This window comes from Mesoflavibacter sp., from assembly GCF_964226795.1.
GTDB classification, from domain to species: Bacteria; Bacteroidota; Bacteroidia; order Flavobacteriales; family Flavobacteriaceae; genus Mesoflavibacter; species Mesoflavibacter zeaxanthinifaciens.
In genome coordinates this window covers 220,889-241,265 of the sequence record NZ_CAXQQP010000007.1, presented here as the reverse complement: position 1 = coordinate 241,265, position 20,377 = coordinate 220,889, and the positions used below count along the sequence as shown (strand labels likewise).

Genomic DNA, 20,377 nt, shown 5'->3' with positions numbered 1-20,377 from the left:
TTATTAAGCAAACACTATTTTTGTAACTGTTTTAAAAATTCTTTTACAATTTTGAAATCATCAAAATCTGTTCTTACGCCATTTACCTCTTGATAAGTTTCATGCCCTTTTCCAGCGATTAAAATGATATCATTAGGATTTGCTAATTGACATGCTGTTTTAATGGCTTGTTTTCTATCTACTATTGACATTGTTTTTTTAAAATTTTGAGCTTCTACGCCTTTTTCAATGTCATCAATAATCGTTTCTGGCACTTCTGTTCGTGGATTATCGCTAGTAAAAATCACCTTTGTACTTAAAGCCGAAGCAATATGCCCCATCTTTGGACGCTTGGTTTTATCCCTATCACCACCACAACCAACTACTGTAATTAATTCTTCGTTTTTGGTACGAATATCATTTATGGTTTCTAACACATTTTGCAATGCATCTGGTGTATGAGCATAATCTACAATTGCGGTAATTTTTTCATCAGAAATTAAAAATTGAAATCTTCCGCTTACACTTTCTAACTCGCTAATAAATCTTAACAATTCATCTTTTTCAAGACCTAATAATTCCGCGCAAGCGAAAATTGCCAAAATATTATAAGCGTTAAATGTGCCGATTAATCGTACCCAAACTTCGCTATCATTCAGCTTTAGCAGCAATCCGTTAAATTGATTTTCTAAAATTTGAGCTTTATAATCTGCATAGCTTTTTAAGGCATAGCTATACTGTTTTGCTTTTGTATTTTGAAGCATGATGCTTCCGTTTTTATCATCTATGTTTGTTAGCGCAAAAGCAGTGTTTGGCAACTCATCAAAAAAGCGTTTTTTAACATCTCTGTATTCTGCAAAAGAATTGTGATAATCTAAATGATCGTGTGACAGATTAGTAAAAATTCCGCCTTCAAACTTCAAGCCTAATGTTCTGTTTTGGTCGATTCCGTGTGAGCTGACTTCCATAAAACAAAACTCTACACCTTCATCATTCATTTGCTTTAAATACGCATTGATAGTTAATGAGTCTGGCGTTGTATGTGTTGCAGAAAACTCTTTATTATCTACCATGATTTTTACAGTAGATAATAAACCTACTTTAAAACCGGCTTTTTTAAATAATTGGTATAATAATGAAGCTATAGTTGTTTTTCCGTTTGTACCTGTTACACCTACTAACTTTAAATTTTCTGAAGGATTACCATAAAAGTTAGATGCCATTACTGCCAAAGCACGACTTGAGTCATCTACTTTAATATAGGTTACTTCTTTTTTTGTTATTGCAGGAATCACCTCACAAACTACAGCAATTGCTCCTTGACTTATAGCCGCATCTATATAGTTATGCCCATCTACAACAGTTCCTTTAATAGCTACAAACACATCATTAATTGCCACACTACGTGAATTAAAATGAATGTTACGCACCATAACATTTGTACTACCAATAACTGCATCTAAAGTTACCTTGTATAATATGTCTTTTAATGTAATCACTATGCTTTTAAAACTATTGTTTGATTTTTCTTAACTTTTGTTCCTTTACTAATGGATTGATTTTCTACCACTCCAACACCTTCAACTTTTACCTTCAAACCCATATTTTCTAATAACGCTACAGCATCCATAATTGGCAAACCTCTAACATCAGGCATTATGGTTTTATACCTATTTGCTATATCATAATATGTTTTATACTCTTTTTCTACTTTAGCAGTTTTCACTTCTAAAGTTTCAACCTCATCAATAATCGGTGTATCTGTAAATATCTTTTGAGCTATTTTTTTAAATACAGGACCAGAAACATCTGCTCCATAAAATCCTTTTTTAACACTTGGTTTATGAATGATAACTATACATGAATATTTAGGGTTGTCTGCTGGGAAATACCCTGCAAAAGACGAAATATATCGTGGGTTTTTGGACCAATCCTTATGCCAATACTCTGTACGAGCCGTACCTGTCTTTCCGCCCATAGAGAAATAATCTGAATACAGAGATGTACCTGTACCACGCTTTACAACATTTTCTAGCATGGTTTTTGCTTTTTTAAGTGTCTGATCAGAGCAAATCTTCTCATTAATTATTTCTTTTTCGAAAACTTCTATTTTTTCATCTAGATTTCTTACCTCTCTAATAAATCTTGGCTTAACCATTACACCATTATTAGCAACAGCATTGTAAAATGTTAATGTTTGCAACGGTGTTATTTTTAAACCATACCCATAAGCTAATGACGGCAATGCGTTTCTACTCCAATTTTTATGTCCAGGTTTTGGTATCATTGGTTCTCCTTCACCTTTAATTGAAATATTTAGCTTTTTATCTAAATTCCATTGACTTAAAATATTTAAAAAGCGCTCTGGATTTTTCGCGTATGCTTTATCTACTATAGTAGCTAAACCTATGTTTGATGACACTTCAAAAGCTCTTGCTGCAGAAATCTTACCATAACCATGAGAATCTTTAATACCACGCCCATAAAACACTTTGTATCCATTTCCGGTATCTATTACATCTGATGTATCTACTTTTTTATCTTCTAAAGCAGCCATTAACGTCATAAGCTTAAATGTAGAACCAGGTTCATGCGCTTCGTAAACCGCGTAATTTCTTTTTTCGTAATAGGTGTTTTTAGATGTTCTTCCTAGGTTTGAAATGGCTCTAATTTCACCTGTTTTTACTTCCATCACCACTACAGTTCCGTGCTCTGCTTCGTATTTTTCTAATTGCTCTAATAGTGCGTGATGTGCAATATCTTGAATATTTACATCTATAGTTGTGTAGACATCGTAACCATCTTTTGGTTCAACTTCATTATCAACCGTAATTGGCTTCCATTGTCCTTTACCTATTTTTTGCTTGATACGCTTTCCGTCTGTTCCTCTTAAATAATCACTTCCAAAAGCACCATCTATTCCTGCTCTTGTTATATTTCCTTCGTCATCAACACGCTCGTAACCAATAGTACGTTGCGCAACTTCACCTAAAGGATGTTCGCGTTTAACATATTGCTCTACAATTAAACCACCTTTATACGGACCTAATTCTAGCAATGGAAAGCTTCTAAATTTTAGATATTCTGAATACCCAATATTTCTTGCTAACAAATAATATCTATTCTTGTTAGCTCGTGCTTTCTGTAATTCTTTTTTATAATAAGAAACAGACTTACCTGAGTATTTTGAAAGCGCTTCACTTAAAGGTGTTAAGCTCTCTTTAAATCGCTTATCGGTTGGCGTAATAGCATCAAACCTGATATCGTATTTTGGAATTGAAGTTGCTAAAAGACTTCCGTCTGCAGAGTATACATTACCACGGTTAGCAGGAATGGACACTTCTTTTATATTGCTTTCTTCTACTAAAGCCTTATACTTATCGCCTTGAATAAATTGAATACTTAACAATTTAACCACAACAGCAATAGCGAAGATGAACATACATCCCGCTACAAAATACAATCTGTTTAATATGTTCTTTTCGTTAACTGCCACGATTGAGAACTTAATTTTGTGGTTTTACAATTATTTTGGTTGGCGGTATTACAGAAGGCGCCAAACCTTTTTCTTTCATTTTTTTTACAACAGAAGATTCCATTTTTAACTGCATTAATCTTGTTCTTCCGTCGTAAAGTGCCGATCGCAATTCTTTTACTTCGTTATTAAGTCTTGCTATCTCATACACTTTTTTATCTGCGCTATGCGAACTTGCTATCATTATTATTGCCAACACAGAAATAAACAAGATGATGCGCCAGTTTTTAAACGAGTCTTCGCTAACTAAAAACGTTCCTCTTAATATGCTATAGATGCTTTTTTTCACTTTTATAGTTTTTCTGCTACTCTAAGTTTAGCACTTCTAGCTCTATTGTTTGCTTTTATCTCTTGTGCTGTTGGCACTATTAATTTCCCTACTTTTTTAAAAGGCACTTCAAATCTTCCAAAAACATCGCGTTCTGGCTCGCCTTCAAATAGCCCGTTTCGCATAAAACGTTTTACCAATCTATCTTCTAAAGAGTGATAAGAAATTAGACTTAATCTTCCACCAGGTTTTAAAACCTCTGGTGTTTGCATTAAAAACTCTTTTAAAGCTTCAATTTCTTGATTCACTTCTATTCTAACCGCTTGATAGATTTGAGCTAAAATTTTATTTTCATGCTTTGGTGACAAAAACTTTTTTAAAGCAAACTTTAACTGCTCTGATGTTTTTATTTCACCATTCATTCTTGTTTCCACAATTACTCTTGCCATAGCTGGCGCAGCTCTTAACTCGCCATACTGTAATAACACATCACGTAAGTCTTCCTGACTATATTCATTTACAACATGATAGGCTGATAGTTGATTACTTTGATTCATCCTCATATCTAAATCTGCCTCAAAACGTGTTGAAAAACCACGTTCTGCCACATCAAATTGATGAGAAGACACACCAAAATCACCTAAGATTCCGTCCACTTCTTTTACACCATAAAACCTTAAAAATCGCTTTATGTATCTAAAGTTTTCATTGATTAGCGTAAAGCGACTATCGTCTATTTTATTTTTAAGAGCGTCTTTATCTTGATCAAAAGCGTAAAGTCTTCCTTTTTCACCTAAACGACTTAAGATCTCTTTACTGTGTCCGCCACCACCAAAAGTGACATCTACATAAACACCATCTTCTTTAATCGCTAAACCATCTACGGTTTCTTTTAATAAAACTGGATTATGATATTCCATCTTCGTCATCTTGTCCCATTACCTCTTCAGCTAAATCTGCAAAATCTACAGTTGCGTCATCAATAGCTTTTTCATACTTCGTTTTATCCCAAATCTCAATAATATTAACCGCAGAGGACATTACAATATCCTTAGAGATAGAAGCAAAAACCACTAAATCTTTTGGTATTAACAACCTTCCGTTTGCATCAACATCTACCATTTTCACTCCAGCAGTAAACCTTCTAATAAAATCGTTGTTCTTTTTTTTGAATCGATTTAGCTTATTTATTTTCTGCATTAATGCATCCCATTCGGTCATTGGATACAATTCCAAACACTCTTGAAACACCGCTCTTTTAATCACAAACCCATTTTGCAACACACCATCCATCTGCTTTTTTAGAGCAGCAGGTAGCATTAGCCTTCCTTTGGCGTCTACTTTACATTCGTATGTTCCTATAAATGAGTTCAAAACAGTTTGAAACTGGGTTAATATTTAAAAATCAAATATATTGAAAATTTTACCACATTTTACCACATTTTACCACATTGTTAATAAGTTATGGTTTTTTAACATTTAAAAAGCGTGTAAATAATTGAAAATAGTAAGACAAACAACTTATCAAAAAGTGGGAAAGAAAAACAAATCTTAAGCGCTTTAATTTTTGGAAGTAAAAAGTTATATTAGGATTTGTTTTAAATGAAATACCTATATTTGTTGCTAAGCAAATGACTAACTGTTAATGACGCACAAACTTAAAAAAGAAGGAAAGTTTAATTACATAGAAGTTGGCACAGGACAACCAATTATTATTCTTCATGGACTTATGGGCGGACTTAGTAACTTTGACGCCGTAACCTCCTATTTTAGCACAAAAGGTTATAAAATAATAATTCCAGAATTACCTGTTTACACAATGTCTTTACTTAAAACAAACGTAAAGGCTTTTGCAAACTATCTACATGAATTTATAGATTTTAAAGGACTAGAAGATGTTATTTTATTAGGAAACTCTCTTGGTGGACATATTGGTTTATATCATACAAAATTATATCCTGACAAAGTTAAAGCTCTAGTTATAACTGGTAGCTCAGGACTTTATGAAAGCGCTATGGGTAGTGGCTACACAAAACGTAGTGACTATGAGGTTATTAAGAAAAAAGCGCAAGATGTGTTTTATGACCCTGAAGTTGCAACTAAAGAAATTGTTGATGAAGTTTACGAAACAGTAAATGACAGAAATAAACTAATTAAAACATTAGCTATCGCTAAAAGCGCTATAAGACATAATATGGCAAAAGATTTACCAAAAATGCAAACACCAACTTGCATTATTTGGGGAAAAAATGACACTGTAACTCCACCTGAAGTTGCAGACGAATTTAACAGTCTTTTACCAGATTCAGAGCTATTTTGGATTGACAAATGTGGTCATGCTGCAATGATGGAACATCCAGAAACTTTTAATGAAATTCTATACGCTTGGTTAAAAAAGCGTGAGTTTTAATTTATCCTTTTTGCAGAAATAAAAATAAATCTAATGCATATTAAATCTGCTACATTTGTAATGAGCAACTCTGACGTTGCTAAATGCCCAAAAGATAAGCTTCCAGAATACGCTTTTATTGGGCGTAGTAATGTCGGTAAGTCTTCTTTAATTAATATGCTAACCAACAGGAAGAGTTTAGCTAAAACCTCTGGAAGACCAGGAAAAACTCAACTAATTAATCATTTTTTAATTAATGATAATTGGTTTTTGGTTGATTTACCTGGTTACGGTTATGCACGCGTTTCTAAAAGTACAAAAAAAGTATTTCAGAAGTTTATAACTGAATATTTTGAAAAGCGAAGACAACTAATTACCGCTTTTGTTTTAGTAGACATTAGACACAAACCTCAACCAATAGATTTAGAGTTTATGGAATACTTAGGCTTAAACGGTATACCATTTTCTATTGTGTTTACCAAAGCAGACAAACTTAAACCAAAAGCTATAGAAAAACATATAGAAGATTATAAAAACATACTTCTTGAAACTTGGCAAGACATGCCAAATTACTTCGTAACGTCTTCAAGTAAAAATATAGGTAAAGACGAGTTACTTGGCTACATTGACCATTTAAATAACACTATAGAAGTTGAACAGTAAAATAAAAAAGACCGCATATAATAGCGGTCTTTTTTTTTTAAAATAGATTGTACAATTACTGATTTAACATCAAGTCCGTAATAGTTAGCACCTCTATTTCTTCTTCATTACCTTCTTCGTCTTCTACAACTTCTATTGATGTTTGATAGGTAATTTTAAAGTCTTCACCTATATATTCGTCTGTATCTAAATCATAATTTTCTAATACTTCTTCTGAAGCATATTGAAATTTCATTGTTTGCTTTTCGCCTTTTACTTCTACAGTAAACACATAATTAAATTCTTCTGTCCCTTCATAGGTACCGCTTATTGCTTTTTGCGTTGAAGGCGTTATAAAAGCTGTTGACAAATAAGCAAATAATGCAAAAACTGAAACGATAAGTTTTGTCTTCATTTTAAAAATAATTAAAGTTGAGTTTTATTTATTTTGCTCGGAAGTTTGCCACCTCAAGTCCGATTGCTTTTAGTATTACAATACCTTGTAATTACGTGTGGTAAGATGAACTGTGTACGCTTTGTAAAATCTTATAAGGCTACCAAAATTTAGCTATAAAAAGATCGAATACTTCTATTACGATTAATATGATTATGATCCACTCTAAAGTACTACTTTCTCTATGGTCCATTATATCTTTAAAAAGCTCTAGGTTTTCTTTTATAATTTCGATTCTTTCATGTATTAATCGATAACGTGCATGCAGGTCAAAAGACTGTTTTAAATCTGTATTTAATTTATTTAATTGCTCGTTTTCCCACGTTATTTCTGGGGAATCAAAAATATATAAGTTTTCAGAAATCTTGTTTTTAATATTTAACGTCTTGCCTATGAAGCGTTTTAGCTTATGTCCTGAAATGTCTAGTTTTCCTTTTTTCTCTAGATATAATGTATGTTGATGTGTTTGCTCAAGCAGTTCTTCTGTAATTTCAGAATATCTGTCTAATGCTACACTTTGCGATGCGTATAACATTACCAATCTTATCATTTCTTGATCAAGAGTTGGTAATTCTATGTGATTAAACTGGACTTTTAATGTTTTTGGCTTAATTAAAACCTCTGTTGCTTCAGACAGTTTTTCGAAGAAATAATTATTGGTATGCGGTTTTAAAGTATTTAATACTTCTGTTATTTGACTATCAGACATATTAAAAAAACTAACCATACCATATTGAAAAACATACACAAATGAATGTTGATCAATTTCGTAAAATAGCTCGTCACTATCTTGAAACAGCAATTGCCAAGACAATTGCTGTTTACAAGCTTTAATGTTTATACTACTAGCTATTTGATAAGCTACAACTTTATACATTGTTAAAAATCTTCGTCCTGCTCTTCGCTAGGCTCTATATCTGGATCTTGTACTGCTTCTGGATCATCACTATCAAAATCTTCGTAATCATCTTCGTCATAATTTTCCATAGTTTGTACTAACTTGGTACTTACTTTTACTAAATATTTAGTGTCTTCTGTTGTTACTTCTACAGCTTCTACTAATTCATTTTTAGCATTTCTAAATTCGATAATATGATCCTCGTCATATCCATCAGGATACTTATCTACTAAAAGCTTTAAGATTTCTGGTGTTAATTTTTTAAAGTCTACGATAACACGTTTTAGGTTGTCAGGCTTTTTCATGGAATAATTTTACTTTTTCGGGTATGTATTTTTATATTTTAAAGTTATAGGAAATTTTTACCAATCCAAAAGGTATGCAAAGATTAATGGCGCTACTATTGTAGCGTCACTTTCTACAATAAACTTTGGTGTATTAATATCTAGTTTTCCCCAAGTAATTTTTTCGTTTGGTACTGCTCCAGAATAAGAACCATAACTAGTTGTAGAATCGCTTATTTGACAGAAATAACTCCAAAATGGCGTATCTGTTCGCTCCATATCTTGATATAGCATTGGCACAACACAAATAGGAAAATCTCCTGCAATACCACCTCCTATTTGGAAGAAGCCAATTCCGTTTTGAGAATTTTCTGTATACCAATCTGCTAAAAAGGTCATATACTCTATACCAGATTTTATTGTACTTGCTTTAAGCTCTCCTTTTAATACGTAGCTTGCAAAAATATTACCCATAGTACTATCTTCCCAACCAGGAACAACTATTGGTAAATTTTTCTCTGCTGCTGCATACATCCAAGAGTCTTTTAAATCTATTTCGTAATACTCTTCTAACACACCAGAAAGTAACATTTTGTACATATATTCATGCGGAAAATAACGCTCTCCATTTGCTTCTGCATCTTTCCATATTTTATAAATATGTTGTTGCAGTCTTCTAAATGCTTCTTCTTCTGGTATACAAGTATCTGTTACTCGGTTTAATCCTTTTTCTAATAAATCCCACTCGTCTTGCGGTGTTAAATCACGATAATTAGGTACACGTTTGTAATGAGAATGTGCTACAAGATTCATAATATCTTCTTCAAGGTTTGCACCTGTACAGCTAATTATTTGAACCTTGTCTTGACGGATCATCTCTGCAAAGCTTTTACCTAATTCGGCAGTACTCATTGCACCAGCAAGAGACACTAACATTTTTGCACCGTTGTTTAATTGCGCTTCGTATCCTTTTGCTGCATCTACAAGAGCTGCAGAATTAAAGTGTAAATAATGATGTTGAATAAATTGAGAAATTGGTCCTTTAGTACTCATCGTCTTCGCTGTATTTTGTGCTGTTATTTTTTTGTTTGTTTTCGTAATTATTATCGTATTCGTCGTCTATATTTTCATCTAAAAACTTATAGCTTAACATTTTATAATATAGTTTAGCTGCTAAAAAGTCTGAAGATTTTTCATCTTTATTTGGACAAAGCTCTACAATATCAAATCCTACTACATTTTTTTCTTCAAATATTTGTCTTAAAAAATCTAGGGTTTCGTACCATAATAATCCACCTGGTTCTGGCGTACCTGTACTTGGCATAATTGAAGGATCAAACACATCTAAATCTATTGTAATAAATACGTTATCTGTCATTTGGTCAATTGCACTATCCATCCATGTACTATCTTCTACCATTTCATGAGCAAAGTACGTTTTTTCTTCGTCCATTACTGTTTTTTCAATAGCATCCATAGATCTAATCCCTACTTGAATTAGATTTGTTGTTTGGCTTGCTTCGTAAACCGCACAAGCATGATTACATTTAGATCCTTCGTATTCTTTACGTAAATCTGCATGCGCGTCTAATTGTAACACTGTTAAGTTTGGGTACATCTCGTTAAACGCACGAATTGTCCCAATAGATATCGAGTGCTCACCACCAAAAATAGTTACAAACTTATTTTTTTTAATATATCTTTTTGTTGCTTGATGCACAGCATCTACCATTGCTTCTGGACTACTGTTCTCTGTTACAGCGTCTGCCAAAAACACACCTTGCTGATACACTTCTGTATCAGTTTCTATATCGTATAATTCCATGTTTTCAGAAGCATCTAAAAAGGCTTTCGGACCTTTATCTGCTCCTTTTTGCCAAGTACTTGTACCGTCATATGGCACAGGTATTAACACTACTTTTGCTTTTTCTAATTTTGAGAATTCTTCTGGAATTCCTGCATACGTTTTAGTTTGCATAACCTAAAATTTTAAGTAAGTCTTCACTTTTTTGTTGTTCTGAAAATAATTGTGTTTTGATGTTTCCATCATCATCTTTATCTATTAAGATATGTTTTGGGCTTGGTATTAAACAGTGTTGTAATCCTCCAAAACCTCCTATGGTTTCTTGGTAAGCGCCTGTATTAAAAAAGCCTATATATAATGGTTTATCTACGTTATATTTTGGTAGATATATTGCATTCATATGCTGCTCGCTATTGTAATAATCGTCACTATCACATGTCAATCCGCCTAACAATACACGCTCGTAACTATCTTGCCAACGGTTAATAGGCAGCATAATAAATCTTTTATTAATTGCCCATGTGTCTGGTAATGTTGTTATGAAAGACGAATTTATCATATTCCATTTTTCGCGATCATTTTGTTGTTTTTGATATAACACTTGATAGATTGCTCCTCCGCTTTCACCTACGGTAAAACTTCCAAATTCTGTAAAAATATTTGGCACATCTACACCTTCTAAATCACAAATGGTTTGTATTTGATTTAAAATTTCATCTATCATATACTCGTAATCAAACTCAAAAGCTAACGAGTTTTTTATAGGAAATCCACCGCCAATATTTAAACTATCTAATGTTGGACATATCTTTTTTAAGCTAACATAAACACGTAAACATTTGATTAACTCGTTCCAGTAATATGCATTATCCCTTATACCTGTATTTATAAAAAAGTGAAGCATTTTAAGCTCTACTTTTGGATTATCTTTAATCTGGTTTTTATAAAATGGTACAATATTTTTGTAACCTATACCTAAACGAGAGGTATAAAACTCAAATTTTGGCTCTTCTTCTGATGCAATTCTAATACCTACTTTAAAGTTATCATTAATTTCTTCTGATAGTAGATTAATCTCTTCGTAATTATCAATTATAGGGATACAATTATGATGACCATTATTAATTAATCTAGCAATGTTAGTTACATACTGCTCACGTTTAAAACCATTGCTAATAACAAAGGTATCATTAGTAATTTTTCCTTCTTTTTTAAGATTTTCGACAATATCTATATCAAATGCAGAAGATGTTTCTATATGAATATCGTTTTTTAAAGCTTCATTTAAAACATGTTTAAAGTGAGAGCTTTTTGTACAATAACAATAGTTGTATTTACCTTTATAATTATGCTTATCTATAGCATTAGCAAACCACTGCTTTGCGCGTTGAATATTATTAGAAATTTGAGGTAGATAAGTAAATTTTAATGGCGCACCATATTCCTCAATCAACTTCATTAAATCTACGTCATGAAATTGTAATGTTTTATTTTTTAAGTCAAACTCTTCTTGAGGAAAATCAAAAGTTTGACTTATTAAATCTATGTATTTAGTTTTCATTATTATTTTTTATAAATTTTCTAAAAAGTTACCAAAACAGTATAAATTTACTGTTAAAAAAATAATAAGAATTATATCAAATTTGGATTTTTAAGTCATAAGTTGGCACAAAGCCAAGCTGATGCTGACTAGCATAAATCGAAGTAAATGCGGAAGTTAGCTTTAAAATTCGGTCACTTAATCTGTAAGCTGCTTTTGAATATGACTTCCTAATTTTCAAAAGCCCGAACATAGAAACAGTTTTCAAAATGTTCAGCTAAATGCGTGACAAATGTAATTTTTTTTTTGACACGCAAAACTTTTTTTTGTTTTTTTTCAATTGTAACAAAAATTACAAAAAACACCTGTAAGATTTAGTATTTTGCACGACTAAAATTTAGGTTTCATAATTGAAAGATGGAAAAATATTTAGACGCTTTTATTAACTCTTTTTTAGGAACGGTTAATTGGACTTATAAATCTATAATTTTTGAAGTCCCTTGGTATACAAATTATTTTTGGGGACTAATCTTTATATCTTTATTTGTTTGGGGATTAGAGATTGTTTTCCCGTGGAGAAAAAACCAAGCTATTATTAGAAAAGACTTTTGGCTAGATGCCTTCTATATGTTTTTTAACTTTTTTGTTTTTTCTATAGTTATAAGTGGCTTTTATAAAATTATTAGTTTGTTTTTTGCAGAATTTAATATAACTACTCAAAGCTTAGCATTAATAAATATTTCTAATTGGTCTCCTTGGTTACAACTGCTTGTTTTCTTTTTGATCTTAGATTTTGTACAATGGTTTACACACGTGCTACTTCATCGTTATGAATTTCTTTGGAATTTCCATAAAGTACATCATAGCGTTAAAGAAATGGGTTTTGCGGCACATTTACGCTACCATTGGATGGAAAACGTCTTATATAAACCCTTAAAGGTTTTTGGCGTTATGATTCTTGGTGGTTTTGAACCTGAACAAGCTTATATCGTTCATTTTATTGCAATTACTATTGGTCACCTAAACCATTCTAACATAAAGCTAACCTATGGTCCTTTAAAATATATTTTTAATAATCCTGTAATGCACCTTTATCATCATGCTTACACTATACCAGAAGGTAGACATGGTATTAACTACGGAATTAGCTTAAGCTTATGGGATTATATATTTAAAACTAATTTTGTACCAGAAGATAGTGGTACCATTGAAATTGGTTTTGAAGGTGACGACCAATTTCCTAAAGATTTTATTGGTCAAAACACCTACGGATTTAAGAAAGAAAAATAAAAAAAGCCAACTGTAAAAGTTGGCTTTTTTGTTATAACATTTTTAATGTATTTACTTCTTGCTCTGTTAAGATCTTCCAATTACCACGAGGAATATCTTTTTTGGTTAGATGTGCAATTGCTACACAGTCAATTTTTACAATATCGTATTTTAAATGATCAAAAATGGTTCTTAAAATTGTATTACCGGTATTTTTAATTTTAATACCTATTTCTTTTTTAGGAGAACCATCAATATAACTAACCTCTTCTACTGTAATTAATTTATCATCTACTTTAAATCCTTCTTGAATTTTCTTTAAATCTTCAAGTTTAAGGTTTTTATCTAATTCTACATGAAATAATCTTGATACGCCATTTTTAGAATTTGTAAACTTTTTTACAATCTTTTCATCGTTTGTAAATAATAATAATCCTGTTGAGTTTCGTCCTAAACGACCAATTGGCTTAATTCTAGAGCTTGTTGCATTTGCAACCAAATCCATAACAGTACGACCTTTATCTGTACTAGTTGTTGTTGCAAAACCCTTTGGTTTATTTAATAAAACATATGCCTTTTTTTCTGGACTTACTCTTGCTCCATCATAACGTACTTCGTCATCTAACTTTACTTTGTAACCCATTTCGGTAACGATATTACCATTTACGGTCACCAAACCCATTGCTATATGTTGATCGGCCTCACGACGAGAACATATACCTGCGTTAGCTATGTATTTATTTAATCTGATTAAGTCAGAATCTGAAGACGCCTGTTTAGAAACCTTTTTAGGTTTTACTGGCGCGTTACCTCTTGCATAAGTTTTGCTTTTAGAGTTTCCTCTGCCTCTTCCAGAGTTTTTTCTCTTATCATTTGCACCTTGATGTCTACTCATAATTTATTTTTTTGCAAAGCTACAACGAATTTTTCACAAAATACGCTCTATAACTACATTATAGTCTATTAAAACAATACTTAAAACACCTGCCAATAAAATGAATTTCAAGATATTGTGCAACCACAAGTAATGGGTCTTTGTTTTAGATTTCCAGAGCAGAAATAAATAGACTATCAATAAGATTTCACAGATGTAGAAATAAAAATTCATCTTACCAATATTATACTGTGTAATTAAAAAATAAGAAGGTATTAATGTAAGCGCAACCAAAACACTAATCATTTTTTTTGAAGTAGCCTCTCCATAAACTATCGGAATTGTTCTGTAGTTAAGCGTTAAATCTCCTTTAATATTTTCTAAGTCTTTGGTAAGTTCTCTTATTGAAAGTATTAAGAACAAAAATGATGCATGCATTAATATTACATTATCAAAATTTTTGTAATACACAAAAATGACAAAAAAGGGCGTTATTGTTAAAATAGCTGACACTAAATTGCCTACTATTGGCATTTTTTTTAGTTTATGAGAATAAAACCAGATCCCAAATATATAAACAGAAAAGAATAAGACTGGTTTAAAAGACACATAACTAGCCATAACTATTGCTGAAAAATTTAGCACAAAATATAAGGACAGTTTTGTATTTTGACTAACCAACCTATCTAACATAGATTTATTTGGTCTATTGATTAAGTCTTTTTCAGAATCGTAAAAATTATTGATAATATATCCACCAGCAATAACAGCAGCAGATGCTAAAACTAACATTAATAAATTTAAATCTAAGAGAACAGATTTTGCTGATTTATCATGTGCAAAAATAAAAATGGACGCTAAGTATTGCGCTATAATTATTACTAAAATATTATAACCTCTTACCACAGAAAACATGCTGAAAAATTTAAGCAACACATGTTTTTGTTTTCTGGACAGCATATGAATAAAAATGAAATCCTGCTTACACAGAAGATTACTTATTGAAAACGTATTTTCTTAAAACCTTATAAATTATAAAAACGAAAAGTAAAGCAAATACAATTAATGCCAACTGCCATATGAATAATCCTATTGAAAAGTCGTTAATTTCTATTTGCATTATATCTTTCTTTATTTAAAAATTATAAACCACTTCTAATTTATAATCTTTTAAAGCTTCTTCTGCTTTTTTAAAATCTGGAGCAAATCCTAAAATATAACCGCCACCTCCAGAACCGCATAGTTTTAAATAGTAATCATTGGTTTCTAAACCTTTTTTCCAAAGTTCATGGAATTGTGCAGGAATCATTGGTTTAAAATGATTAAAAACTACTTTAGATAATTGCTTAGTGTTTTTAAATAAAGATTTAATATCGCCTTTTAAAAAGTCTTCTACACAAGCATCAGTATGTTTTATAAATTGGTCTTTAAGCATGTTTCTAAAGCCTTCTTGTTTCATGTTTTCCATAAAAATAGAAACCATTGGTGCAGTTTCACCAACAACACCAGAATCTAATAAAAACACAGCACCTTTACCATCTGTACTTTGAGTTGGTATGCCTGTTGCTTCAATATTTTCTTTAGAGTTTATAAGAATTGGCAAGCTTAAGTAGCTATTTAATGGATCTAATCCTGAAGATTTTCCGTGAAAGAAAGATTCCATCTCAGAAAAAATAGCTTTCAATTTTAATAGCTTATCTCTCGTTAAATTTTCTAAAACAGTAATTTTTTCATCTGCATATTTATCATAGATCGCAGCCACTAAAGCGCCACTACTTCCTACTCCATAACCTTGAGGTATTGAAGAGTCAAAAAACATACCTTGCGCTATATCTTGATTTAGTGCATCAATATCAAAAGTCACTAAATCTTTATTAATATTGGATAAATAGTCAGCGAAACGACTCAAACTTTCGTTAGATGCTTTAGCTTCTTTAGATAAGTTATTATCTTTTTTTAACGCTCCGTTGTAGAAGTTGTATGGTATCGATAATCCTTTAGAATCTTTGATAATACCGTACTCACCAAAAAGTAAAATTTTAGAATAAAATAAGGGACCTTTCATAAGCTATTAATGCAATGGTTATATAAATTTACTGCTTTTTAGCGCCAAAACCAATTTTATCGCAAATATAATGACCGTTTTGGCAATACGCAACTAACTCTGTGTTAATGAATTTTAATATTTTTTCTTCTTCTTTTGATGGATACAAAACATGAACGTTTGCTCCTGCATCTAATGTAAAACAAATTGGCAAACCTGTTTCTTTTCTAAATTGCCAAATTTTATTAATGATTTGAAGTGTATTGGGTTTCATCAATATAAAGTAAGGCAAACTTGTCATCATCATTGCGTGTAATGTAAGTGCTTCACTTTCTACTAACTCTATAAATGCGTTTAAATCTCCTGATGCTAAAATAGATTTTAGTTTAGAGATATTTTCTTCTGCTTGAATAAATCTATTTTTTGCAAATGAATGTCCATGCATTAAATTATGACCAACAGTACTGCTTACTTGTTTCTCGCCTTTATCTACAAGTAAAATTGTGTCGTTAAAATTGCTAATATTATCATGTACTTTATACGGATATTTAACACCAAAAAGATCGCTGCTTTCTTCAATTTCTGGATGATTACCCCAAACTACAATTGGTCCTTCAATACTTCTGCTGGCGCTACCAGAACCTAATCTTGCTAAAAATGACGCTTTTTTATTAAAGTAATCTTGTGTCATTTGTGGATTATGTAATTTTTCGACATCCATTAAACATAAAGCTAAAGCACTCATCCCTGAAGCTGAGGAAGCGATACCCGAACTATGAGGAAACGTATTTTTTGTATTTATAACAAAATGATAATGTTTTAAAAATGGTAAATAACCTTCTACACGCTTGAAAAATGTAGCTATTTTAGATTTGAATTCTGGCTTAGCTTGATCGTCCAAAAGAACATCAAATGAAAATTCTTCTGTTAAATTTTTCTTAACAAATGTTAATTCTGTAATTGTTTTACACTGGTTTAAAGTGAAACTTATTGATGTATTTTCTGGAATTTGATGCTCTTTTTTGCCCCAATATTTCACTAAAGCAATATTACTAGGAGATTCCCAAATCACGCTTCCTTCCTTAAGTTTACTAACATCTAATGAAAAACAAAACTGATCTATCAACATTTATTATTTATTTTTTGACAAAGATAGTTTTTATTATTCTATAATTTTAGTAGTTTTACAATGAATAGGTATTCAATTTAATTAATTGATTTATTTATTCACTTTGTGTAAATTTAAATGTTTAATTAACTAACTTAAGGTGGAAGTACTCCCAAAATTAACCAAAAACTTCTTTCACCTTATCAAATTTTTTGTATCCAAATGGATAAAAGACAACGAATAATTTTTACCATGCTAGAATTGGTGGTAAAACAAGGTGTTTATGCTACACCTATGTCACAAGTAGCAAAAGAGGCTAATGTTGCAGTTGGTACTATTTACCACTATTTTGACAACAAACAAGAAATCTTAGAGGAAATTTACAAAATGATTAACCAAGACTATGGTGTTGTTTTGATGGCTAATTTACCTGATACTGATTTTAAAACTCAATTTGAAGCAATTTGCTTAAATCTTTTTAACTATTACATTGGCAACCCATTAGCTTTTAAGTTTATGGAGTTTGTTGCTGTACCACCGTTAATGCCAAAAGAATTAGTTGAAGCTGTTAGAGAATACACAGCTGGATTAAGAGAGTTTTTTCAAAAAGGAATTGATGATGGTTATTTAAGAGATGATGTAGAATTAAGATTGTTAATGCAAACAGCTTCTGGCTGTATTACATCTGCTGTTAAGCTAAAAGAAAAAGAAGCAATAGAGCTTTCTGAAAAAGAAATTAAGCAAGTTACAGGAATGGCTTGGGATTGTATTAAAAAACACTAATTATCCTTACTAATTTCTAAAACTTTATTTAAGGTTTTGTAGTTACGTGCAGTAGCAATTACATTTAGCTTTTTTTCAAAAAAAGTATTATTACATTTTGCTCTTCCGTATCCAACATTACAATAAAGATAAACAACTTTACTTGTTACAAAAAACTCTTCATTTGGATAACTTATTGATTGTATTTGATCAATACTTTTTCCTGACGGAGAGTTTTTTAATATAAAAAAATAACTCTCTTGAGTTTTCTCTTGTATAAATGGCGAGTTATCTAAAATAGCCTGTACTTCTTTGGGCTGTTTTACAATTACTTGTATGTTATAGTTGTATTTATTTTTAATTGCAGTAGTTATTTGTTTTTCTACAACTGTTTTATCTTTTATTTCTGTCTTAAAAATCACATTACCACTTTGGATATACGTTTTAACATGCTTAAATCCTAGGTTATTTAACAAATCCCTAAGATCTTTCATTAATATTTTATGATGTCCACCAACATTAATACCTTTTAAAAAGGCTAAATATGTTTTCATATTTAAAAAAGATTTTTAGATAATATATAGGCGCCTGTCCATGCGTTTTGAAAATTAAATCCGCCAGTAACTGCGTCTACATTAATGACTTCTCCCGCAAAATATAAGTTTTCAAAAAGCTTACTTTGGTAGTTTTTAAAGTTTACTTCTTTTAGGTCTATTCCGCCAGCTGTCACAAACTCTTCTTTAAAAGTACTTTTACCTTTTACATTAAATATTGCTTTTGTTAACTGATTTGACAGTTGCTCTAATTGATACTTATTTATATCTGCCCATCTTGCTTCAGCGCTTATTTGTGAAGCTAAAACTAGTTGATTCCATAAACGTTTTGGCAAATCAAACATTGCGTGATTAACAACAACCTTTTTGGCAAGATCTATTTTTATTTGCTTTAATGTTGATAAAGCATCGTCGTAATCTTGATTAATAAAATTAATTTCAATTTGAAAATTATATTGCTTTTTAGCTAATTCTACAGCGCCAAAAGCTGATAATTTTAGTATAGCAGGAGCACTCATTCCCCAATGTGTAATCAACAACGGTCCATTAGTCTCAAGATTAGTTCCTAACACTTTTACAGTTACATTTTGAGCCACAACACCTGGTATTTCTTTTATTCTAGAATCGTTAATATTAAACGTAAATAATGAAGGAACTGGTTGTACGATATTATGTCCAAGCTTATTTAATTCTGTCCAAATCTTAGCACTACTACCTGTTGCTATTATTAATTTTTCGCAAGAATATAAGTCTGTTTTGGTATTGACTTGCCAATATTCATCTTTATTAAAATTTGTTACAACTTGTTGTTTAATAACCTCAACACCAAGTTTTTTTGCTTCGTAAAGAAAGCAATCTATGATAGTTTGAGAACTGTTAGATTCTGGAAAAATGCGCCCATCTTCTTCTATTTTAAGTGGCACGCCTTTTTTTTCGAACCATTCCATAGTGTCTCCTGTCATAAAAGAATGAAATGGTCCTAGTAATTCTTTTTCTCCTCTTGGGTAGTTTTTTACTAATTCTTGAGGAATAAACTCTGCATGGGTTACATTACAACGTCCACCACCAGAGACTTTTACTTTAGACAGTACTTCTTTACTTTTTTCTAAAATAGCTACACTTACGTCTGGATATTGTTCTGCTATGTTAATAGCCGCAAAAAAACCAGCTGCGCCACCACCAACTATTATTACATCAAAATACTTCATATTCTATCTGGGTAATCACTTATTATAGCATCAACACCGTAAGACTTTATACGCTCAATAGACTCGTAATCATTAACAGTCCATGCATTTACTTTAAAACCTTCGTCTTGAGCCTCTTTTACGTTATTTTTACTTAAAAGTGCAAAATTAGGATGAATTGCAACTGCTTCTATTGTTTTTGCAAAACGTATAGAGGCATTTACACTTGCTTTGGTTAATACTCCTAAAGGCATTTTTTTATCTATAGTGTAAACAGCTTCTAGTTCTTTTCTTTGAAAACTACTTATCAAAATATTATTGTAAGACCAATTATCTTTTGCAAAATATTTATGCAACAGGTTAACAGTTGCTTGTGCTGTTTTCTCTCCTTTTAATTCTATATTAAGTAAGCAACTTCCGTTTATCAGATCTAAAACCTCTATTAATGTTGGTATTTTATATTGACCATCAATTTTTAATAATTGTAATTGATTAAGCGTTTGTTTACCTAACTCTCCTGTACCATTAGTCATTCTGTCTAAAGTAAAATCATGAAACACCACTAACTCTCCAGACGCACATAGATGCACATCTATTTCTATTCCATCTACGCCCAATTCTAATGCTTTTTTAATTGAAGGTAGTGTGTTTTCTGATATGTATCCTTTTGCGCCTCTGTGTCCCACTTTTAAGGTGCTTTTCATTAATTTATAATTTTTTTATGAGTCTATTTTTTAATTTAAATATTACAATACTTATATTTTTGTTCTCATTTAACAATTTACA

At 31.2% G+C, this 20,377-nt stretch carries 22 protein-coding genes; 4 read left to right on the top strand and 18 right to left on the bottom strand.

What is annotated here, in order from left to right; translation table 11 throughout:
* Positions 1-14 precede the first annotated feature (14 nt).
* The 5 genes from ACEQT4_RS06320 to mraZ form a co-directional block, all read right to left on the bottom strand.
* On the bottom strand, positions 15-1,478 hold the full coding sequence (locus tag ACEQT4_RS06320) for a UDP-N-acetylmuramoyl-L-alanyl-D-glutamate--2,6-diaminopimelate ligase (RefSeq protein ID WP_370226593.1): 1,464 nt from the start codon (positions 1,476-1,478) through the stop codon (positions 15-17).
* Positions 1,478-3,421 carry a penicillin-binding protein gene (locus tag ACEQT4_RS06315; RefSeq protein WP_370226710.1) on the bottom strand — a complete coding sequence of 648 codons (1,944 nt, stop codon included), beginning with the start codon at positions 3,419-3,421 and terminating at the stop codon, positions 1,478-1,480. Before ACEQT4_RS06315 ends, ACEQT4_RS06320 begins: the two co-directional genes overlap by 1 nt.
* A 64-nt stretch (positions 3,422-3,485) precedes the next feature.
* Complete coding sequence (locus ACEQT4_RS06310) at positions 3,486-3,803, bottom strand: FtsL-like putative cell division protein (RefSeq protein WP_336129546.1); 318 nt, start codon at positions 3,801-3,803, stop codon at positions 3,486-3,488.
* 2 nt (positions 3,804-3,805) lie between these two features.
* Entirely contained in the window at positions 3,806-4,702 is an 897-nt protein-coding gene (gene rsmH / locus ACEQT4_RS06305; RefSeq protein ID WP_370226592.1) for a 16S rRNA (cytosine(1402)-N(4))-methyltransferase RsmH, read from the bottom strand.
* A complete protein-coding gene (gene mraZ / locus ACEQT4_RS06300) occupies positions 4,689-5,156 on the bottom strand; it encodes a division/cell wall cluster transcriptional repressor MraZ (RefSeq protein WP_027881018.1) in 468 nt (155 codons plus the stop codon). The genes rsmH and mraZ overlap by 14 nt, the downstream gene beginning before the upstream one ends.
* Positions 5,157-5,427: 271 nt before the next feature.
* Between mraZ and ACEQT4_RS06295 the strand changes: the two genes are divergently transcribed.
* Positions 5,428-6,192: an alpha/beta fold hydrolase gene (locus ACEQT4_RS06295; protein WP_027881017.1), complete on the top strand. Its 765-nt coding sequence runs from the start codon at positions 5,428-5,430 to the stop codon at positions 6,190-6,192.
* A gap of 33 nt (positions 6,193-6,225) precedes the next feature.
* A complete protein-coding gene (gene yihA / locus ACEQT4_RS06290; protein WP_370226591.1) occupies positions 6,226-6,834 on the top strand; it encodes a ribosome biogenesis GTP-binding protein YihA/YsxC in 609 nt (202 codons plus the stop codon).
* Positions 6,835-6,889: 55 nt separating this feature from the next.
* Here yihA and ACEQT4_RS06285 read toward each other — a convergent pair whose 3' ends face one another.
* The 6 genes from ACEQT4_RS06285 to ACEQT4_RS06260 form a co-directional block, all read right to left on the bottom strand.
* Positions 6,890-7,228 (bottom strand): hypothetical protein, encoded by a 339-nt coding sequence (locus ACEQT4_RS06285; RefSeq protein WP_370226590.1) that lies wholly within the window; start codon positions 7,226-7,228, stop codon positions 6,890-6,892.
* A 139-nt stretch (positions 7,229-7,367) separates the two neighbouring features.
* Positions 7,368-8,144, bottom strand: a complete 777-nt coding sequence (locus ACEQT4_RS06280; RefSeq protein WP_106680002.1) for an RMD1 family protein — start codon at positions 8,142-8,144, stop codon at positions 7,368-7,370.
* A 2-nt stretch (positions 8,145-8,146) separates the two neighbouring features.
* Positions 8,147-8,470 carry a hypothetical protein gene (locus ACEQT4_RS06275; RefSeq protein WP_027881013.1) on the bottom strand — a complete coding sequence of 108 codons (324 nt, stop codon included), beginning with the start codon at positions 8,468-8,470 and terminating at the stop codon, positions 8,147-8,149.
* 57 nt (positions 8,471-8,527) lie between these two features.
* Positions 8,528-9,502, bottom strand: a complete 975-nt coding sequence (locus ACEQT4_RS06270; protein ID WP_027881012.1) for a deoxyhypusine synthase family protein — start codon at positions 9,500-9,502, stop codon at positions 8,528-8,530.
* The gene (gene speB, locus ACEQT4_RS06265) at positions 9,492-10,427 is read right to left on the bottom strand and encodes an agmatinase (protein WP_370226588.1); all 936 of its coding nucleotides are present in this window, start codon (positions 10,425-10,427) and stop codon (positions 9,492-9,494) included. Before speB ends, ACEQT4_RS06270 begins: the two co-directional genes overlap by 11 nt.
* The gene (locus tag ACEQT4_RS06260; protein WP_027881010.1) at positions 10,417-11,814 is read right to left on the bottom strand and encodes an arginine decarboxylase; all 1,398 of its coding nucleotides are present in this window, start codon (positions 11,812-11,814) and stop codon (positions 10,417-10,419) included. The genes speB and ACEQT4_RS06260 overlap by 11 nt, the downstream gene beginning before the upstream one ends.
* 396 nt (positions 11,815-12,210) lie before the next feature.
* Here ACEQT4_RS06260 and ACEQT4_RS06255 point away from each other — a divergent pair, with 396 nt between their 5' ends.
* On the top strand, positions 12,211-13,083 hold the full coding sequence (locus ACEQT4_RS06255) for a sterol desaturase family protein (RefSeq protein ID WP_370226587.1): 873 nt from the start codon (positions 12,211-12,213) through the stop codon (positions 13,081-13,083).
* 31 nt (positions 13,084-13,114) lie between these two features.
* On the opposite strand, the gene ACEQT4_RS06250 is transcribed toward ACEQT4_RS06255, so the two are convergent.
* From ACEQT4_RS06250 to mvaD, 4 genes are all read right to left on the bottom strand, one after another.
* Positions 13,115-13,957: a pseudouridine synthase gene (locus ACEQT4_RS06250; protein WP_027881008.1), complete on the bottom strand. Its 843-nt coding sequence runs from the start codon at positions 13,955-13,957 to the stop codon at positions 13,115-13,117.
* A gap of 33 nt (positions 13,958-13,990) precedes the next feature.
* The gene (locus ACEQT4_RS06245) at positions 13,991-14,896 is read right to left on the bottom strand and encodes a geranylgeranylglycerol-phosphate geranylgeranyltransferase (RefSeq protein WP_370226586.1); all 906 of its coding nucleotides are present in this window, start codon (positions 14,894-14,896) and stop codon (positions 13,991-13,993) included.
* 175 nt (positions 14,897-15,071) lie between these two features.
* Positions 15,072-16,001 carry a mevalonate kinase gene (locus ACEQT4_RS06240; RefSeq protein ID WP_370226584.1) on the bottom strand — a complete coding sequence of 310 codons (930 nt, stop codon included), beginning with the start codon at positions 15,999-16,001 and terminating at the stop codon, positions 15,072-15,074.
* 28 nt (positions 16,002-16,029) lie between these two features.
* Complete coding sequence (gene mvaD / locus ACEQT4_RS06235) at positions 16,030-17,109, bottom strand: diphosphomevalonate decarboxylase (protein WP_370226583.1); 1,080 nt, start codon at positions 17,107-17,109, stop codon at positions 16,030-16,032.
* A gap of 201 nt (positions 17,110-17,310) precedes the next feature.
* On the opposite strand from mvaD, the gene ACEQT4_RS06230 reads away from it, so the two are divergent.
* Positions 17,311-17,871 (top strand): TetR/AcrR family transcriptional regulator, encoded by a 561-nt coding sequence (locus tag ACEQT4_RS06230; protein ID WP_223077475.1) that lies wholly within the window; start codon positions 17,311-17,313, stop codon positions 17,869-17,871.
* On the opposite strand, the gene ACEQT4_RS06225 is transcribed toward ACEQT4_RS06230, so the two are convergent.
* Genes ACEQT4_RS06225 through ACEQT4_RS06215 form a run of 3 tightly spaced genes read right to left on the bottom strand, consistent with a single transcriptional unit; the run spans position 17,868 to position 20,295 of the window.
* Positions 17,868-18,404 carry a DUF1697 domain-containing protein gene (locus ACEQT4_RS06225; RefSeq protein WP_370226581.1) on the bottom strand — a complete coding sequence of 179 codons (537 nt, stop codon included), beginning with the start codon at positions 18,402-18,404 and terminating at the stop codon, positions 17,868-17,870. The genes ACEQT4_RS06230 and ACEQT4_RS06225 overlap by 4 nt on opposite strands.
* A gap of 2 nt (positions 18,405-18,406) precedes the next feature.
* The gene (locus ACEQT4_RS06220) at positions 18,407-19,612 is read right to left on the bottom strand and encodes an NAD(P)/FAD-dependent oxidoreductase (RefSeq protein WP_370226580.1); all 1,206 of its coding nucleotides are present in this window, start codon (positions 19,610-19,612) and stop codon (positions 18,407-18,409) included.
* Positions 19,609-20,295, bottom strand: a complete 687-nt coding sequence (locus ACEQT4_RS06215) for a glycerophosphodiester phosphodiesterase (RefSeq protein ID WP_370226579.1) — start codon at positions 20,293-20,295, stop codon at positions 19,609-19,611. Before ACEQT4_RS06215 ends, ACEQT4_RS06220 begins: the two co-directional genes overlap by 4 nt.
* Positions 20,296-20,377 lie beyond the last annotated feature (82 nt).

Bases quoted from the DNA above. Each gene is read 5' to 3' on its own strand.
- ACEQT4_RS06255 (WP_370226587.1), top strand. From the start codon at position 12,211: ATGGAAAAATATTTAGACGCTTTTATTAACTCTTTTTTAGGAACGGTT.
- speB (WP_370226588.1), bottom strand. From the start codon at position 10,427: ATGCAAACTAAAACGTATGCAGGAATTCCAGAAGAATTCTCAAAATTA.
- ACEQT4_RS06245 (WP_370226586.1), bottom strand. From the start codon at position 14,896: ATGCTGTCCAGAAAACAAAAACATGTGTTGCTTAAATTTTTCAGCATG.
- ACEQT4_RS06295 (WP_027881017.1), top strand. From the start codon at position 5,428: ATGACGCACAAACTTAAAAAAGAAGGAAAGTTTAATTACATAGAAGTT.
- ACEQT4_RS06220 (WP_370226580.1), bottom strand. From the start codon at position 19,612: ATGAAGTATTTTGATGTAATAATAGTTGGTGGTGGCGCAGCTGGTTTT.
- ACEQT4_RS06225 (WP_370226581.1), bottom strand. From the start codon at position 18,404: ATGAAAACATATTTAGCCTTTTTAAAAGGTATTAATGTTGGTGGACAT.
- ACEQT4_RS06275 (WP_027881013.1), bottom strand. From the start codon at position 8,470: ATGAAAAAGCCTGACAACCTAAAACGTGTTATCGTAGACTTTAAAAAA.
- ACEQT4_RS06215 (WP_370226579.1), bottom strand. From the start codon at position 20,295: ATGAAAAGCACCTTAAAAGTGGGACACAGAGGCGCAAAAGGATACATA.
- ACEQT4_RS06270 (WP_027881012.1), bottom strand. From the start codon at position 9,502: ATGAGTACTAAAGGACCAATTTCTCAATTTATTCAACATCATTATTTA.
- ACEQT4_RS06280 (WP_106680002.1), bottom strand. From the start codon at position 8,144: ATGTATAAAGTTGTAGCTTATCAAATAGCTAGTAGTATAAACATTAAA.
- ACEQT4_RS06260 (WP_027881010.1), bottom strand. From the start codon at position 11,814: ATGAAAACTAAATACATAGATTTAATAAGTCAAACTTTTGATTTTCCT.
- ACEQT4_RS06250 (WP_027881008.1), bottom strand. From the start codon at position 13,957: ATGAGTAGACATCAAGGTGCAAATGATAAGAGAAAAAACTCTGGAAGA.
- ACEQT4_RS06315 (WP_370226710.1), bottom strand. From the start codon at position 3,421: ATGTTCATCTTCGCTATTGCTGTTGTGGTTAAATTGTTAAGTATTCAA.
- ACEQT4_RS06285 (WP_370226590.1), bottom strand. From the start codon at position 7,228: ATGAAGACAAAACTTATCGTTTCAGTTTTTGCATTATTTGCTTATTTG.
- yihA (WP_370226591.1), top strand. From the start codon at position 6,226: ATGCATATTAAATCTGCTACATTTGTAATGAGCAACTCTGACGTTGCT.
- ACEQT4_RS06240 (WP_370226584.1), bottom strand. From the start codon at position 16,001: ATGAAAGGTCCCTTATTTTATTCTAAAATTTTACTTTTTGGTGAGTAC.
- rsmH (WP_370226592.1), bottom strand. From the start codon at position 4,702: ATGGAATATCATAATCCAGTTTTATTAAAAGAAACCGTAGATGGTTTA.
- ACEQT4_RS06230 (WP_223077475.1), top strand. From the start codon at position 17,311: ATGGATAAAAGACAACGAATAATTTTTACCATGCTAGAATTGGTGGTA.
- mvaD (WP_370226583.1), bottom strand. From the start codon at position 17,109: ATGTTGATAGATCAGTTTTGTTTTTCATTAGATGTTAGTAAACTTAAG.